We start from the raw sequence: 13,191 nt of genomic DNA, 5'->3' as shown, positions 1-13,191 counted from the left end.
TAAATTTATTTTTTCCCGGCGGGAATCGCTAAGGGAACAGCATCTTCAAACAAAAACTCGTACAAAAAGCGCTCTGACCATTCATGACCAAAATAGCTGCCAAATAGCCCGGATGCGGGGTCTCTTTCTGCACTATACTGATCGTAATCTTTTTGTGCTTTCACAATCCGCTGAATTTCTTCGGGAGTGGTAAGGGGAGTAGCTTGCTCTAGCATTTTCCAATACAACTGGACGTATTCTTGATAGGCAGGAAACAATTGGTTGACCACTGTTTCGGCATCAGTTTTGGCAAAGAGTAAATTTTTGGAAAAATACTGGTTGGCATCATAAAACTTCATTTCTAAGTCTTGCACCAACGAGCTGTATTTACCTCGAATTTCGGTCAATGGTTCGATATACTTGTCTATGTAAGGGCGATCGCGAAATAACGGCTGAAAATCTATCACCACCAAAATTTTCTTTTGTCCAAACGCTAAAAAATCAATTCCTAGCAAAGGTACATCGTAATTGTGGCTTGGATAAATCACACTGTTGAAAATTTGAGCCGTTTCCCCAGCATCGATGTAGGTGTAGCGTATTTTTCGCAATTGGGGGCATTCATAGCACCAACTTTGAATCGTGGCGGGATTTTTACCTCTTTCACTCACCACAGATTCCAATCCAGAGGGAATGGGACGGCTCTCTAGTGCAAAGTTATCAAACAGTTCTTTTTCTAGAAATTGCTGAAATGGCTTAAACATAGATTATAATTTAGCTCCTTCAATCTCTCCCTGAAACAGGATAATAAGCGATCGCCTTAAACGCCGTCTCTTTTTTGGCTAACAAAGTAATATTTCGTTATGAAACCAAAGCTGCGATCGGACTTATCTAATGAAGACTTTGTACCACACTCTCATCTTTGACAGGCTCAAATGTAACAAAACTTAATAAAAATTCTCATAATTCTCGTCTATAACTTGGATTGTGTCCAACTACCTCCGTACAATTCTAATAACTATGCAATTAAGTGAAAGAGCCAAACAATTAATTCCCAAAGCCAGAATCGTCAGCTTTGCCACTTGGAAAAACCTCTATTCAGATGAAGTAATTGCCATTTTTCAACAGGCTGACGACGAAAATCGATATCTCACCGATGAAGATTTAGAAAACATCAAAAATCTGGTTCCCGATACCTCTTTAATGTTAGAACAAGCAAGATTGCTGCGAGAACAAGCACCTAATCTTGTATCGAAGGCCAGGGAAAAGGTGTTAGCCGAGTTTCCTAATATCGCCGAACCAGGCAATGACCTCTATCCTCCTGCACGCGCCGAAGCCTGTTGGCGAGATTTTTGGCACTTCTTGCGCTGCGTCTCCTATAGCATAGCAGGTAAAAATCCAGAATTTACCAGTCAAGCAGGACTAGAAAACATGGAACTACTTTATCAAGAATTGCGAGTTCCTTTGGCGGCGATGCTCTGTGGATTAGAAGAGTTAAAAACAGTTAGTTTACAGCAATTTAGTTCTGAGGAACAGGATTTATCTGGTCTTTCTTTTGATAATTTAATCGCAGGCTTAAAACAGTTTAGTCAAGCTTGAGCCGTTAACAATCGCAGGAATTACGCACAGGCATTCAAGAAACCGGGTTTTTCACCGATATTACTCGCACTCCAGACCATATTTCCCGAAAAAACCCCGGTTTCTGCCTCTAGAACTCCATACAATATTCTTAACTGTTCTCAAGCAAGTTTTCTAAAGCCGCACCAACCACTCGATGATGGGAATCTTGGCGCAGTTGACTCAAGACTTCCTTCGCCCCTGGAACATCAAAATGCTTCAAAGCAGATGCAGTGTGCTGACGAATCCCTTCATACTCAGAACCAGCCAGCGCCAATAACCGAGCAAGTGCCGCTGGTTCCTGACTGCTTCCGGCCAACGCACCCAGTGCATCCACCGCCGCTTCCTGGGTGGTCATATCTTCACCAGCCAAGGCTTCGATACATACCTCAAAAAGTTCGTTGTAGCACTCCATATCCACCAGAGCGCCCAGAATGCTGCGACGCACCAGCCAGTGGTCATCCTGAATAAAAGTCAGCACTAAATGAGATGCAGCGCATCTACCGAACAGCGACAGGGAATTTGCTGCTTCGGCTCGCACATTGGGAGTGTTATCAAGTTTCATGATTTGGAGCAAGGCGGCGAAAGATTCGGCGCTTTGTTGTTGTCCAAATCCCCTGCTGACAAAGGTGCGGACTAAAAATTCTGGGTCGTTGAGTCGAGCTTTTAGCAATGGAACCGCAATCTCTGGTGTATAATCTTTCAGAGCTGCGATCGCCTTGAGTCGATATTGAAAATCAGAATTTTCTAAAGACGCTTCGATTTCGTGAATATCCATAACCGCAACAGAGCAGGACTTTCCTTACTTTAAACAACAGAGTTCACTTTGTGCAACTTACCAAAATTATCTTAACGAAATCTTTTTTTAACCGTGAACCTCGTTTCTTTAAACTCTCTCATCAAATCGAGTCTGAAAAGTACCATATTTGAACCAATATTGTCGCAGTTCATGATGAGGTGTATGCAAACTTCCTTTCGCTTGATAGAGCATCACTTGTCGATGATTTCCCATCCACACTCGTTTGAGCGGTTCCACAGAAATTAAGCATCCTCCTAGACTGGTGATACATTGCTCAAATCTCTCAACGGCTGGGTAGTCTAAAGTTTCAAAAATCACAAATTGGCCTAAAAAAATTAGGTGACGACTTCGTATCCAAGCCTGCATTTTTTTATCGGCTATAGGGGGTAATACCATTTTAGAATTTAGATTTTACAAACATTCCTGGACGCGCTCCGACCAAATATTTTTTTATTCTCCCCTAGATAACTAAGACCTTCTTTTATAAATCAAGTTTTTGGCTTTTTTCAACAAAAAAAGAGCGAATAATAAAAACTCGCTCTAGATAAAGTATAAGATACGAAACCTAAATCAAAAAAAACGATATAAGAATCTAGCTCGGCTCATGAAGGGGAACCCAAGAAACTTTCTGGTTATCCCTGACATCAGGCTCACCTCATCACTCTATGGCTTAAGCAACTTCGGTGATGCTGACAATTTTTCCGCCAGCGCGATGGATGCGCTGAATTTGCGGAGTCATCTTCCCACCAGAGACAAGATATTCAGTGTTACTTAGTCGGCGAGGGCTATCAAATTTAGCTCCTTTGACTACAATTTTGAACATTTTTTCGGTGGCATCTTTGGAAGCACTAATGCGACCGCCTGTGGTTGGTAAAGTAATTTTGTTACCACTATTACCGGCTACGAAGTCAACTAAGCGAGAAGCGGTAAAAGCACTGTCAACTCCTGCATAACCTTGATACAAGGAAAGAGTGCGATTATAGCCAACTTGCTTTTGTCCGACTTGACTGTTTGCCCCTTGATAGTAAGGGACGACGTTTTCTCCAAATTTGTCCTGATATTCTTGACTGTCGAGGTAGGAATCAATTTCTGCCTCGTAGCCTTTTTCGATACAGGTGCGAATGTGCTCGGAAAGTTCTGCTTGGTCTAAGGGAGCGCGACCTAACAAATGTTTAAAGTTGAGTTCGACAAAGCGGTAGGGAGCGCAGGATTCAAAATACCGACTGCGATAAAAGTCAGATTTTGCCACAGCGCGGACAAATTCCCGTACAGTCATCGCACCATCGCACAACTGCGATTCTGGCACTGTCAGGCGTTCACTTTCCATCACATGGGGATTACCCAAAACTTGTTTGTAAACTGCCCGAATTACAGCCTGTGTATCATTGGCATTGCTAGTAGACCAAAGTTCTACTGGTGCATCTAAAACCACACTCATTGAATTTCTCCTAATGCTAAATAACGCTTCAAAACTGGAAATTAAGGATTGCTTGCAAACACGCTCAGGGAGATAATTCCCCAAGTCGTGAAGCTACAAGTTTAAGCGGTTTCTAGTTGACAGCAGTGATGCTGGCAATTACGCCGCCTTGTTTGTGGATGCGTTGATATTCTTGGGAAAGTCTGGAAAACGGCACTACATAAACTTGGTTGCTCTGCCGAATTTTTTGAACCCGATTCTTGGCAGAAGTGCGATAGCCAGTGACTTCGATACGGAACACCTTACCCTCGTCACCGGAGCCCACGTTGTAAACACTTTTAGCAGCCCGCTGTCTATCGGGAAATGACCAACCATCCCCAACTGAACCGCCGGAAGGAGGAATGACTGCTACAGGAGTTTGCTGAATCACGTATTTGTTCAGAACTGGGGATTTTCCAGACAGACTTCCTTTGAAATCGCTGCTGGAAGCACCACGCAAGAGAGCAAACATATGAGTAAACCCAACCATGTTTTGTCCTGGTTGGGTTTTGTAGCCTCGGTAGTAGGGAACGATATTTTCGCCGTAGGCGTTTTGGTATTCATCGCTGTCGAGGTAAGAATCAATGTCTGCCTCGTAGCCTTCGGTATCTAAAATTGTGCTATGGGTTCTCATTTCTTCTAGGCCATCGGGAGTGCGACCGAGAAGATGTTTGAAATTGAGTTCAAGAAACCGATAGCGAGGACAAGTATCGAAAAAGCGAGAACGGTAAACATCTGATTTTGCAAGAGCGCGGACAAATTCGCGTACACTCAATTCACCGCGTTTGAATTGCGATTCAGGAATTGTCGCCCGTTCGCTTTCCATGACGTAAGCATTACCCAAAACTTGCCGATATACGGCACGAATAATGGTTTCTACTTCTTCTTCTGAACGTCCTGGCATCAGTTCTAAACAGGGTGTTTCTTCAAATAAACTGACTCCAAGTCGAGATGCAGGTCCAAAAACCATTTAAAAAATCTCCACTATTGTGTTATGTGAAAATTTACCATAATTAGATGTTAGATTAGAAAAATTTACATAATTTAACATAACCTAGGATGTGGCTGCTTCACGTACTACAGGTAGTTCTTTTTTTGTGCCGGAGTATTTGTTGGCGATAGGTGTGGCTGTAGGATGTGCTGCGATCGCCTGTAAATTATTCCTACGAATAATTAGATCTGTGGTAGTTCTGTAGCAAAACTTTGACGCTTTTCAAACCATAAAGAGCCGTTATCTGATCCCCAAATCTGTTGATGAGTATTTACATCCATACCGCGATCGAGACTGCTCCAGGTTGTTTCGGTAATTTCTACGTCACTGATCAGGTAGGTTGAACAACCTTTTTTTTCGATGAGACACTGGTTTCCTGGCTCTACACTACCACGAAACATTTCTCCTTCTCGTTTGAAAACCATAGAGCAATTGTAGCGCCGCTTAATACAATCGGGTGTAATTGTCTTGAGAATGCTTAATTCCCTTGCTGCGCCGGCGTACTGCACTGGATCGTTGAGACTATAATTTTCTATATAAATTTGTGATCCCTGGTCAATTAATTTGTGTACTCCTTGACGGTAGGGAGTCCACATATCGTGGTCATAAACCTGCTCAGAGTAAAATCCAATGGCATTGAAAAATTCAAAGGGTAAAGGTCGGAAAAATATATGTATATGGGCAAATTGTTGGGGCTTTTCAAAGGATTGTTTGTAGTTGCTGAAATCCCCTGCCATCCACTGAGCGAGAGTGATTAAATCGTTGGTTTTAAATGAATTCATAAGCTTTTTTTAAACTTGGTTATATAGCAATTATCAAGGGATGTACTGATTGGTAATTGGCGATTGGTAAAAAGGTAATTGGTAATTTGCGGCGAGTACCTTACTTGATTGAGAACCGCTATACCATTTATCAAAACTCTGGCTACCCAACAATTGTTCGGCTTGTTTCATTGACTCTTTACGTAAGGTGCGTCGCCCCGATATTGTTGATGAACATTAGGGATTGTTTGTGACGACGCACCCTACAAATACTGTTGCATGATTTTTGAGAAGTGGTGTTATTTCGCGGAGAGCGATCGAATTTCTGAGGAAAATGATGCGGTTACTACTCCACTTCCTTGACTTGTTTTGATCAGGGAAACACGAAAGCGCAGGTTGGGATTGGCGAACCAAATTTTTTCTTCGGCTGCGGCGTTATCGTAGCTTGTCAGGAGGACAAAGGTGTCATCGTCTGTGATGTGATAGTCGGCGGCGGCGGGAATGGTTTCGGCATATCCTTGGTCTCGCAGTAATTTACCGCGATTGGGGACTGTCGGATCTGGGATTGGTACGAGGATACAACTGCCTTTCATTTCGGCGTTTTCGTCCCAATCTGTGTGTCCCTCCCAGGTCATTTGAAAGGGGTTTACTGCTTGGGCTGGGTCAATGTTGTAGGATTTGCAGAGGTCGATTACGGCAGCATCATCGGGTGAGACTGCAACGATATCAATGACTGACTCGATCGCTTCAAAGTGTCGGAAAGTCAAGTGATGGGCGCTGCGCTGCGATCGCCATTGTCCGAGGGAATTGTCAACAAATTGCTGGATGTTCATGGAGATTATTGTACAAGCTGATTGACACAGATATTATTGTCAATAATTTTAAGATTGACAATATCACCACAGCTTGCGGGTATTGGTATTGTACTATGTTGTTTAAAGATGGGAGTAGAAGGACTTGAACCTTCGACCTTGAGATTAAGAGTCACCTGCTCTAACCAACTGAGCTATACTCCCGCATCTAGGCTACTATAACACAACTGTTCTGAAAAATCAACTATTTTTGTAAATTTTTGTGCCGATCGCCCGATCGCGAGTTTTCTGTAAGGGCGATCGACAAGAGCCAAGAACCCTGAAGCTACTGATGGTATCATTCGTTTAGTTACCTTCGAGCCAGCAGAGGAGGCGATCGTGCAATGGATTCAGTGAACCTTCAATATCGCAGCATCGTTGAAAAACTTCTCCAAGAATATATCGATTTTCTCGGTAATGACGACCTAGCGGAGGTCAAATTAGTATTAGACGAAAAGCACGATCGCTATTTGTTAGTCGAAACAGGCTGGCAAAACGGTTATCGCATCTATGGAAATCTGATCCACATTGAAATTATCGACAATAAACTTTGGATCGAACACGACGGTACGGAAGATGGAGTTGCTTACGAGTTGATGGCGGCGGGAATTCCCGAAGCAGATATTGTTTTGGCTTTCAAGTTACCGGAACTGCAAAAAGTGCGTTAAGCGAAGCTATCCCGTAGGGAATCGGCCGCGATTTCGCGATCGGGGGCGAGCGAGATGAATCAATATTGAATTTAAGTGCGATCGACTGGCAATTTAACTTCTTCAAACATCACAAATCGTATCAGCACCAGATCGAGCCAGCCGTCAGTGGCTAAATTGCCCAATACCAAAATAGCGTAATCCTCTAAGTTGTGGTCAATTAAAACAGGATTGACTTCTGTAAAACATCAAGATACAGTCGTATTTCGAGGAACTATATACTTTTGGGAACAATCGCCTTATGAGAAACAATAGAGTTGCACTATTAGATAGATTAGAGTTGCTTTTAATAGCAGCAATCGACATTATATTCCTCACATCTATAGGCAATTATATGAACTATCGTCAAGCGACACTTGGTGAGTGGTTTTACTTGTGGATAATGACAGCTCTGGCACTATATCTTCTGGGTCTTTACACCATTGCTATGGTGGATAGAAAACTTTCACAACAAGAAATGGAAAGTGAGCCGTTGTTTCTGGTTTTCGGTTGCATCATCGGTTTGCTGAGCGGCTACTTAGTTACCTATTTCTACTCATCAATGCCGACTCTGCCACACAAGTTGGATTGGCCATTGGGGGTTTTACTTTCTTTTTGGCTATCTATTTTAGGAATTTATGTTGCTGGAAAATTTAAGCGGAGTAAATCCACAAGCAATCTAATCGTTTCATTGTTCAGAATTTTAATTCCGTCTGCGATAGCTTTAACATTTATATTGGTTAACAACAACGGTTTTCCTGGTGTAGCAGCACCTGCTGAGGTTCGACAGCAATGGGCTTACAAAGAATTTTGGAATTATGGCGGAGTTGTGGATTCAATCAAAAACTGTCAGCCCATCATCCAGCGAGTAGGCAGCGTAAAATTTGTGGCACCTACCCAAGGTCCAAACAATGTTACGTTCGAGCCCGGTAGTTCAGGTCATTCCGGGGAATTCACCCTAGAAGTAGTTGGCGATCAAGGTATAGGTGTCGCTTATTCTTACTTTCATATCGGTACTTTCGTCTCAAATGTTCGATTTACCTATCAGAAGAGAACAGAGGAACTCTCCTGCCGGAGATAGAAGAAATCCAATTATTTCTGCTCCACAAATCCTTGACCTGCTGGCATTCCACTATCCCCTACAACAAGGAATTTAAACCCTTGCTTCCGCAGTAACTCTTATGACTGTAATCACGGAAAACAGGGATGTGTGTTAAACCACAATCCATTTCAAGCAATTTGTAAGGTTGGCACTGCCCACTCTACTGATTCTAATTGATTCCCAAACCGCCTACTTGATAATTTGGGAGACGACACCCGCACCGACGGTACGATCGCCCTCGCGAATGGCAAAACGCATACCTTGTTCGATCGCGATCGCCCTCAGTAACTTCTAGCCATCGCCTCTAATATTACCGACAGAATACTTATTGTCTTTCATAACTCTCATCAAAAATCTTAGAGCTTCATTCACTGCTTCAGAGTCAGGAAACATTTCTGCAACATCAGGTTCCAGATGAACGTTCAGCCCGCCAAAACTCTTCCGTCCAGGGCCTAACTTTCTCACTCGCAAGCTCTTCAAATCGTATTCCGATCGCAGCTCATCTTCCATATCTGTTTCAACCTTCTTCATAAACTTCTCGCTCCCCTCTTGTTACTTCTCTGGCGCTAATTAAACGAATTGCATCGCCCCTTTCCGTATACGACACTATTAATAAACGACCTCGGCGCGATGCTCCAATAATAATATATCGATCTTCCTCATCAGAATGGTCGGGATCGTAGAAATCGACATATAGCCGATCGTCAAAAACAGTTTTTGCCTCTTCAAATGAGACTCCGTGCTTTGACCGATTTGCCGCTGCTTTATGTTCATCCCACTCACAATTCATCTACTTATTGTAGCATCATGCGTTTATTGAACGCAACTGTGTTGTGCAGGCACGAACGTTATTTCTATTGACTAGCGATCGCCACACTCACCATCTTACAACTGCTCAAACGGAAAATGGAGGAGTCGAACCTCTACAGCTTATCGCTGCACTCTGGTTTTCCAAACCAGTCGCCGTCCACACAGCAGCAGTTTCCAAGTTTTTTATTTTTAACCGCAGATGAACGCAGATGAACGCAGATGAATACAAAAAACTTTGTATTCATTCACTTTCTTGTCTGGCAATTATCTGCGTTAATCGGTGTTTATCCGCTTTGTATCTGCGGTTGACTTATCAATCAAAAAATTATGTAATTGAATAAATATGACAACTCAGCCCAGCATTTTATCACCTAAAATATAAGGCAACAATTTAGCGATATTTCTAGCATCATCAATCCCTCGGTGATGAGTTCCTTCTAGAGGTAAACCCGCAAGTTCTAAGGCTTTTTCCATGCCGTACCGTTTTGGCAAACCTTGGGTTTCTGAAAACACTTTTTTGAGATTGACGTGAGGATAAGCAATGGGAAAAGGGAGTTGATGAAAGTTGCTATCCTTTTTAAATTGTTTGCGATCGAAGTCGCCCCAGGAACCAAATACACCGTTTGAGTAGCCAGACAGCCAGTTTTTCAGCATAGCGCTTGCTTCTGGGTAAGTTGGGGCGATCTCGACTTGCGTTTGGGCGATCGATGTTAATGACGTGCAAAATTCGGTAAGAATGGGATGGCGTATGGGTTTGACGAAGCTTTGAAATTCATCAACGATGGTTAGTGTTGTGGATTTTATCATCACTGCTCCAATTTCGATAATTTCCATGTCATTTCGGGCGATCGATCCTTTGTCGCAGCAGGTTGCTTCAAGATCGAGCACGAGATAATAGTTGAACTGTTTTAAATTAATCATAATTTAACCTAAGTTTTAATCGTCGCCGTGTTTAACTCGATAATGCAGCAGCATGAAACCGTTGCTGTAAATTTGGCGATCGCCTAGTTCCAGATTCGTCGGTGCGATCGCCCTCGCAAACATCGGAATTCCCGCCCCCATGACTACCGGATTCAACTTGACAATCATCTCGTCAATCTCAGAAAAAAGAGTTGCCGCTAACTCACCGCCACCGCACAGCCAGATATCTTTACCCGTTTCCTGCTTCAATTCCTGAACCAATCCAACTGGATTGTCGGAAACGAGTTCAACATTCCGATCTGGGCTGGCTGGCATACTGCGCGAAAAGACATACTGTTTCAAGCTGGGATAAGGATTAGTAAACCCACATTTAGCCCGACTTCATAGGTTTTGCGTCCCATCAAAACAGCATCAAACTGCTTGTTTCCCGCGCGAATGCCTAGTGCTTCGTGAAGGTGCGCCGGAATAGTTTCGGGAAAGCGATCGAACAAATCGGCAAAATGTTCTCCTGACATCGGAAAACAATCAAATGAGCCATCTTCGCGAGCAATAAAACCGTCAACGGTGCAAGCAACGTAATATATTAGTTTTCTCATATTTAACGTTTTTTAAGAAGTTTTGGGAATCACCAAGGCTGAAACCATCCTAGCAGTAGCGCTTTTCAAGTGCGCGATCGCCCGCATCCCTACAGTCGATCGTCGGAAAGGGCGATCAGTACTCCGAAAGAAGATAAGCTGATGTCAACTAAATATGACTGCTGAAAATGGCCGACAAAGAAGAGACTGCTGTGATTAAAGTCACAGTTCCCAAGAGTTTGCACGAAAAACTGAGAAAAATCTCCCAGCAGACAGGAGTTCCTATGTCCACTCTGCTAGTCATGGCGGCCGTCAAGGAATACAACCTCGTGGATGAACCAGAGTTTAAGTAACTGTTAGTATACTTTAAGTACCCTTTAAAGGTACTATATGGTATATTTCAGGAATAGTCAACCCTGGAGGTGTACTTATGACTCAAGATCAACTCGAAGCCCTTGTCGATGAACTCGGCTTAGTGGCTGTCGTTAGCCTGCTGGCAACTATTTGCCACAACAAAGCCCGACAAACCTTGTGCCTGAAGGGACAAGGGGCTACTCCTTATACAGCTTGGAACAGCAATGGCTTCTTGCTGAAGCAGTTGATGACCAGACTGCGGCCGATCGGCAGTTGCGATCGGGATGTCAGCCTTAACAGCAACTGAGGTTCAAACCCGTGCAAGGGCGTAAAGCATTGATTTGAGTCGGTTAACTGCCGAGTATCTATGCTTTAACTGTCAGAGTACGGGTTGAAACTCGTCGCTTTTGAATCACGAATGGAGAGGACGGGACTCGAACCCGCATCGATCGCCAGCAGCTTTCAGGAAACGCGCTTCCTTACTGCCCGCAAGCAGACGGGAACTGCCCCCATCTCGGACTTTTAATTCCTTTCAGTGCATCTGCAACCCGCTGCCAGTTTGCGTTTTCAGGGAACGTCGCGAAGCAACTTTTTACCCTACTCAACAAACGCGATCGTCTTTTTGAGAGCCGCTTTTCCAAAATTTTTACGGTGCCATTCCACTTAGGCGACCTCCCCACAATTTTGCTCAGTATATGATAGCAAATGTCGTAAAAAATTGACCATGATTCTCCCTTATTTATATATAAAATCATAAGCAATCCACCGAGGAGGTACTGCCCCTCCTATCGCCGCGTTATCAGCACGGTGTCTCGCTTTTCGACTTCCGGTGGGTTAAAAGGAAGATGAAGGAATCGAACCCTTACAGTTACCTGTACCCCAGTTTTCAAGACTGGTTGCCAACCATTTAGCGGCATCTTCCTTATTAATCATGCTATGATTGAGTCTAAAGTTAATCTACCAGTTTACTTAACTCTCATTGGATATCGATAGGAGTCGAACTACAATTTCGGTAATGGCAAATTAGCTGCTTTCGTTTTGGCATTGCATACCTGTATGATTGCGACTCTGTTTGGCCCAGTAACCCCTAGTAGGTTTCTCAATGTCATAAGCTTTACACCATTTCTCCACTGCTTTGTCACTCACACCAAAATCTATAGCTATATGAGTAGTTGGTTTTTCCCAGACTAGCTTTTGCAAATCCTCTTTAGAAGGACGCTCAACTTTTCTGGAGTTAATTCTTGGAGAGCCACATTTCTTCCTTTTTACTTTTATTTCTTTTTTCCCATTGGCACAATCATTTATCCTCCCCTTTTCTGAAGAAATATGTGTCTCTAATAGTTGGTGGTCGATTGCCTGCTTTAGTCTTTGATTTTTGTTACCCCAATTTTCTGTTTGTTGATGGCAATTTGGACATAAAAATCTGAGATTTTCTAATCGATTGTCATCGTGAACTCCATTGATGTGATCTAAGTGCAAAGCTAAGGGCTTATCTCTCCACTGGTCAATCCCGCATTCATTACATTTATAATTCCAACCTTTTTGAATTAATCTTTTAGTCAACTTGGGGCCACCATTATAAGTTGAACACTCTACAAATACCTCCTCATCAGGATATGTATTCTTATTTCTATTATGCCAAATGGCAGGATTACTACTAGCAGTTTCTCCCTTAGCCCAAGAAGCCCCAACAAAATGTTGAGTTGAAATTCCTAAGTTTTTAAGGCGCGAACTAATATTCCTGCGATTCCCTCCTGTTTTTCCCAAACCCAATTTTTTAAGCACCTCAGTAAGGGTAATGCTTTCCCTGACGATTGGCTCTAAAAGCTCCTTGGTGTACTTAGATTTTTTCGGCATTAGTAGTGTTTTCAGTTTTTACTAAATAATATAGCGCGATAATGAGTACGTCGCTAGTTGAAATAACCAACGTCTCGATCGCTTCGACTTCAGACATCGCAGTGGAATCAAGGAGAATTGAACTCCTAACCTCTTGCGTGCAAAGCAAGCGCTCTACCAATTGAGCTATGACCCCGCGTAAAAGATTCACCTGTCGAGTAAATCTAAAATCTAAAATCTAAAATTGGTGTGGTGGATTGCGATCGGATTTGAACCGATATCTTTCTAGCCAGTTAGATGCTTTACCAATTAAGCTACGAACCCCAGAGAGCAGGGTAAGAGCATCTAATTTGGTATAAAATGTACTTGAAAAATTACTTCAGTCATGGTAATAGGCAGGTGAAAATATCTAGATTTAGTATGAGTTATACTTGTTGGTCAATAAGTTGGCCCGCC

At 42.9% G+C, this 13,191-nt stretch carries 20 protein-coding genes, 4 tRNA genes and 1 pseudogene; 5 read left to right on the top strand and 20 right to left on the bottom strand.

Going from position 1 to position 13,191, the window contains the following annotated elements; translation table 11 throughout:
• Positions 1–5: 5 nt before the first annotated feature.
• Positions 6–740, bottom strand: coding sequence for a 15,16-dihydrobiliverdin:ferredoxin oxidoreductase (locus K4039_RS05105; protein ID WP_265234050.1), 735 nt, complete (start codon positions 738–740; stop codon positions 6–8).
• A gap of 256 nt (positions 741–996) precedes the next feature.
• Between K4039_RS05105 and K4039_RS05100 the strand changes: the two genes are divergently transcribed.
• Positions 997–1,575 (top strand): phycobilisome protein, encoded by a 579-nt coding sequence (locus K4039_RS05100; protein WP_265234049.1) that lies wholly within the window; start codon positions 997–999, stop codon positions 1,573–1,575.
• A gap of 130 nt (positions 1,576–1,705) precedes the next feature.
• On the opposite strand, the gene K4039_RS05095 is transcribed toward K4039_RS05100, so the two are convergent.
• From K4039_RS05095 to K4039_RS05055, 9 genes are all read right to left on the bottom strand, one after another.
• A complete protein-coding gene (locus K4039_RS05095) occupies positions 1,706–2,371 on the bottom strand; it encodes a HEAT repeat domain-containing protein (protein WP_265234048.1) in 666 nt (221 codons plus the stop codon).
• A 108-nt stretch (positions 2,372–2,479) separates the two neighbouring features.
• On the bottom strand, positions 2,480–2,788 hold the full coding sequence (locus K4039_RS05090; protein ID WP_265234047.1) for a CpeR family transcriptional regulator: 309 nt from the start codon (positions 2,786–2,788) through the stop codon (positions 2,480–2,482).
• 274 nt (positions 2,789–3,062) lie between these two features.
• Positions 3,063–3,830, bottom strand: coding sequence for a phycobilisome rod-core linker polypeptide (locus tag K4039_RS05085; RefSeq protein WP_265234046.1), 768 nt, complete (start codon positions 3,828–3,830; stop codon positions 3,063–3,065).
• 112 nt (positions 3,831–3,942) lie between these two features.
• A complete protein-coding gene (locus K4039_RS05080; RefSeq protein ID WP_265234045.1) occupies positions 3,943–4,818 on the bottom strand; it encodes a phycobilisome linker polypeptide in 876 nt (291 codons plus the stop codon).
• A gap of 203 nt (positions 4,819–5,021) precedes the next feature.
• Entirely contained in the window at positions 5,022–5,621 is a 600-nt protein-coding gene (locus tag K4039_RS05075) for a chromophore lyase CpcT/CpeT (protein ID WP_265234044.1), read from the bottom strand.
• A 33-nt stretch (positions 5,622–5,654) separates the two neighbouring features.
• Positions 5,655–5,792, bottom strand: coding sequence for a hypothetical protein (locus K4039_RS05070; protein WP_265234043.1), 138 nt, complete (start codon positions 5,790–5,792; stop codon positions 5,655–5,657).
• 107 nt (positions 5,793–5,899) lie between these two features.
• Positions 5,900–6,433, bottom strand: a complete 534-nt coding sequence (locus K4039_RS05065; protein ID WP_265234042.1) for a phycobiliprotein lyase — start codon at positions 6,431–6,433, stop codon at positions 5,900–5,902.
• A 109-nt stretch (positions 6,434–6,542) separates the two neighbouring features.
• Positions 6,543–6,616, bottom strand: a tRNA-Lys gene (locus K4039_RS05060).
• A complete protein-coding gene (locus tag K4039_RS05055) occupies positions 6,607–6,753 on the bottom strand; it encodes a hypothetical protein (RefSeq protein ID WP_265234041.1) in 147 nt (48 codons plus the stop codon). Before K4039_RS05055 ends, K4039_RS05060 begins: the two co-directional genes overlap by 10 nt.
• Before the next feature lie 42 nt (positions 6,754–6,795).
• Between K4039_RS05055 and K4039_RS05050 the strand changes: the two genes are divergently transcribed.
• Complete coding sequence (locus K4039_RS05050) at positions 6,796–7,119, top strand: XisI protein (protein WP_265234040.1); 324 nt, start codon at positions 6,796–6,798, stop codon at positions 7,117–7,119.
• 280 nt (positions 7,120–7,399) lie between these two features.
• Complete coding sequence (locus tag K4039_RS05045) at positions 7,400–8,218, top strand: hypothetical protein (protein ID WP_265234039.1); 819 nt, start codon at positions 7,400–7,402, stop codon at positions 8,216–8,218.
• A 210-nt stretch (positions 8,219–8,428) separates the two neighbouring features.
• On the opposite strand, the pseudogene K4039_RS05040 reads toward K4039_RS05045, so the two are convergent.
• The 6 genes and pseudogenes from K4039_RS05040 to K4039_RS05015 all read right to left on the bottom strand — a co-directional run.
• Positions 8,429–8,530: pseudogene (locus K4039_RS05040) on the bottom strand (hypothetical protein); the annotation flags it as partial.
• Complete coding sequence (locus K4039_RS05035; protein ID WP_265234038.1) at positions 8,531–8,770, bottom strand: hypothetical protein; 240 nt, start codon at positions 8,768–8,770, stop codon at positions 8,531–8,533.
• Positions 8,757–9,029 carry a BrnT family toxin gene (locus K4039_RS05030; protein WP_265234037.1) on the bottom strand — a complete coding sequence of 91 codons (273 nt, stop codon included), beginning with the start codon at positions 9,027–9,029 and terminating at the stop codon, positions 8,757–8,759. The genes K4039_RS05035 and K4039_RS05030 overlap by 14 nt, the downstream gene beginning before the upstream one ends.
• 371 nt (positions 9,030–9,400) lie before the next feature.
• Entirely contained in the window at positions 9,401–9,970 is a 570-nt protein-coding gene (locus K4039_RS05025) for a 3'-5' exonuclease (RefSeq protein ID WP_265234036.1), read from the bottom strand.
• 15 nt (positions 9,971–9,985) lie between these two features.
• Positions 9,986–10,285, bottom strand: coding sequence for a dihydrofolate reductase family protein (locus K4039_RS05020; protein WP_265234035.1), 300 nt, complete (start codon positions 10,283–10,285; stop codon positions 9,986–9,988).
• 23 nt (positions 10,286–10,308) lie between these two features.
• Positions 10,309–10,566: a dihydrofolate reductase family protein gene (locus K4039_RS05015; protein WP_265234034.1), complete on the bottom strand. Its 258-nt coding sequence runs from the start codon at positions 10,564–10,566 to the stop codon at positions 10,309–10,311.
• A 167-nt stretch (positions 10,567–10,733) separates the two neighbouring features.
• Between K4039_RS05015 and K4039_RS05010 the strand changes: the two genes are divergently transcribed.
• Both K4039_RS05010 and K4039_RS05005 read left to right on the top strand, forming a co-directional pair.
• A complete protein-coding gene (locus K4039_RS05010) occupies positions 10,734–10,898 on the top strand; it encodes a ribbon-helix-helix domain-containing protein (RefSeq protein ID WP_265234033.1) in 165 nt (54 codons plus the stop codon).
• A 77-nt stretch (positions 10,899–10,975) separates the two neighbouring features.
• Positions 10,976–11,206: a hypothetical protein gene (locus tag K4039_RS05005; protein WP_265234032.1), complete on the top strand. Its 231-nt coding sequence runs from the start codon at positions 10,976–10,978 to the stop codon at positions 11,204–11,206.
• Positions 11,207–11,737: 531 nt separating this feature from the next.
• Here K4039_RS05005 and K4039_RS05000 read toward each other — a convergent pair.
• The 4 genes from K4039_RS05000 to K4039_RS04985 form a co-directional block, all read right to left on the bottom strand.
• Positions 11,738–11,822 (bottom strand) — tRNA-OTHER (locus K4039_RS05000).
• Positions 11,823–11,922: 100 nt separating this feature from the next.
• Positions 11,923–12,756: an HNH endonuclease gene (locus tag K4039_RS04995; RefSeq protein WP_265234031.1), complete on the bottom strand. Its 834-nt coding sequence runs from the start codon at positions 12,754–12,756 to the stop codon at positions 11,923–11,925.
• A 102-nt stretch (positions 12,757–12,858) separates the two neighbouring features.
• Positions 12,859–12,931, bottom strand: a tRNA-Ala gene (locus tag K4039_RS04990).
• 54 nt (positions 12,932–12,985) lie between these two features.
• Positions 12,986–13,059: transfer RNA gene (locus K4039_RS04985), tRNA-OTHER, on the bottom strand.
• Positions 13,060–13,191 lie beyond the last annotated feature (132 nt).

It is taken from the genome of Lyngbya sp. CCAP 1446/10 (genome assembly GCF_026130175.1).
Taxonomy (GTDB): Bacteria; Cyanobacteriota; Cyanobacteriia; order Cyanobacteriales; family Microcoleaceae; genus Microcoleus.
The sequence above is the reverse complement of the archived record's forward strand: the minus strand, read 5'-3'. Positions and strand labels throughout refer to the sequence as shown.

Bases quoted from the DNA above. Each gene is read 5' to 3' on its own strand.
- K4039_RS05105 (WP_265234050.1), bottom strand. From the start codon at position 740: ATGTTTAAGCCATTTCAGCAATTTCTAGAAAAAGAACTGTTTGATAAC.
- K4039_RS05100 (WP_265234049.1), top strand. From the start codon at position 997: ATGCAATTAAGTGAAAGAGCCAAACAATTAATTCCCAAAGCCAGAATC.
- K4039_RS05095 (WP_265234048.1), bottom strand. From the start codon at position 2,371: ATGGATATTCACGAAATCGAAGCGTCTTTAGAAAATTCTGATTTTCAA.
- K4039_RS05090 (WP_265234047.1), bottom strand. From the start codon at position 2,788: ATGGTATTACCCCCTATAGCCGATAAAAAAATGCAGGCTTGGATACGA.
- K4039_RS05085 (WP_265234046.1), bottom strand. From the start codon at position 3,830: ATGAGTGTGGTTTTAGATGCACCAGTAGAACTTTGGTCTACTAGCAAT.
- K4039_RS05080 (WP_265234045.1), bottom strand. From the start codon at position 4,818: ATGGTTTTTGGACCTGCATCTCGACTTGGAGTCAGTTTATTTGAAGAA.
- K4039_RS05075 (WP_265234044.1), bottom strand. From the start codon at position 5,621: ATGAATTCATTTAAAACCAACGATTTAATCACTCTCGCTCAGTGGATG.
- K4039_RS05070 (WP_265234043.1), bottom strand. From the start codon at position 5,792: ATGAAACAAGCCGAACAATTGTTGGGTAGCCAGAGTTTTGATAAATGG.
- K4039_RS05065 (WP_265234042.1), bottom strand. From the start codon at position 6,433: ATGAACATCCAGCAATTTGTTGACAATTCCCTCGGACAATGGCGATCG.
- K4039_RS05055 (WP_265234041.1), bottom strand. From the start codon at position 6,753: ATGATACCATCAGTAGCTTCAGGGTTCTTGGCTCTTGTCGATCGCCCT.
- K4039_RS05050 (WP_265234040.1), top strand. From the start codon at position 6,796: ATGGATTCAGTGAACCTTCAATATCGCAGCATCGTTGAAAAACTTCTC.
- K4039_RS05045 (WP_265234039.1), top strand. From the start codon at position 7,400: ATGAGAAACAATAGAGTTGCACTATTAGATAGATTAGAGTTGCTTTTA.
- K4039_RS05035 (WP_265234038.1), bottom strand. From the start codon at position 8,770: ATGAAGAAGGTTGAAACAGATATGGAAGATGAGCTGCGATCGGAATAC.
- K4039_RS05030 (WP_265234037.1), bottom strand. From the start codon at position 9,029: ATGAATTGTGAGTGGGATGAACATAAAGCAGCGGCAAATCGGTCAAAG.
- K4039_RS05025 (WP_265234036.1), bottom strand. From the start codon at position 9,970: ATGATTAATTTAAAACAGTTCAACTATTATCTCGTGCTCGATCTTGAA.
- K4039_RS05020 (WP_265234035.1), bottom strand. From the start codon at position 10,285: ATGCCAGCCAGCCCAGATCGGAATGTTGAACTCGTTTCCGACAATCCA.
- K4039_RS05015 (WP_265234034.1), bottom strand. From the start codon at position 10,566: ATGAGAAAACTAATATATTACGTTGCTTGCACCGTTGACGGTTTTATT.
- K4039_RS05010 (WP_265234033.1), top strand. From the start codon at position 10,734: ATGGCCGACAAAGAAGAGACTGCTGTGATTAAAGTCACAGTTCCCAAG.
- K4039_RS05005 (WP_265234032.1), top strand. From the start codon at position 10,976: ATGACTCAAGATCAACTCGAAGCCCTTGTCGATGAACTCGGCTTAGTG.
- K4039_RS04995 (WP_265234031.1), bottom strand. From the start codon at position 12,756: ATGCCGAAAAAATCTAAGTACACCAAGGAGCTTTTAGAGCCAATCGTC.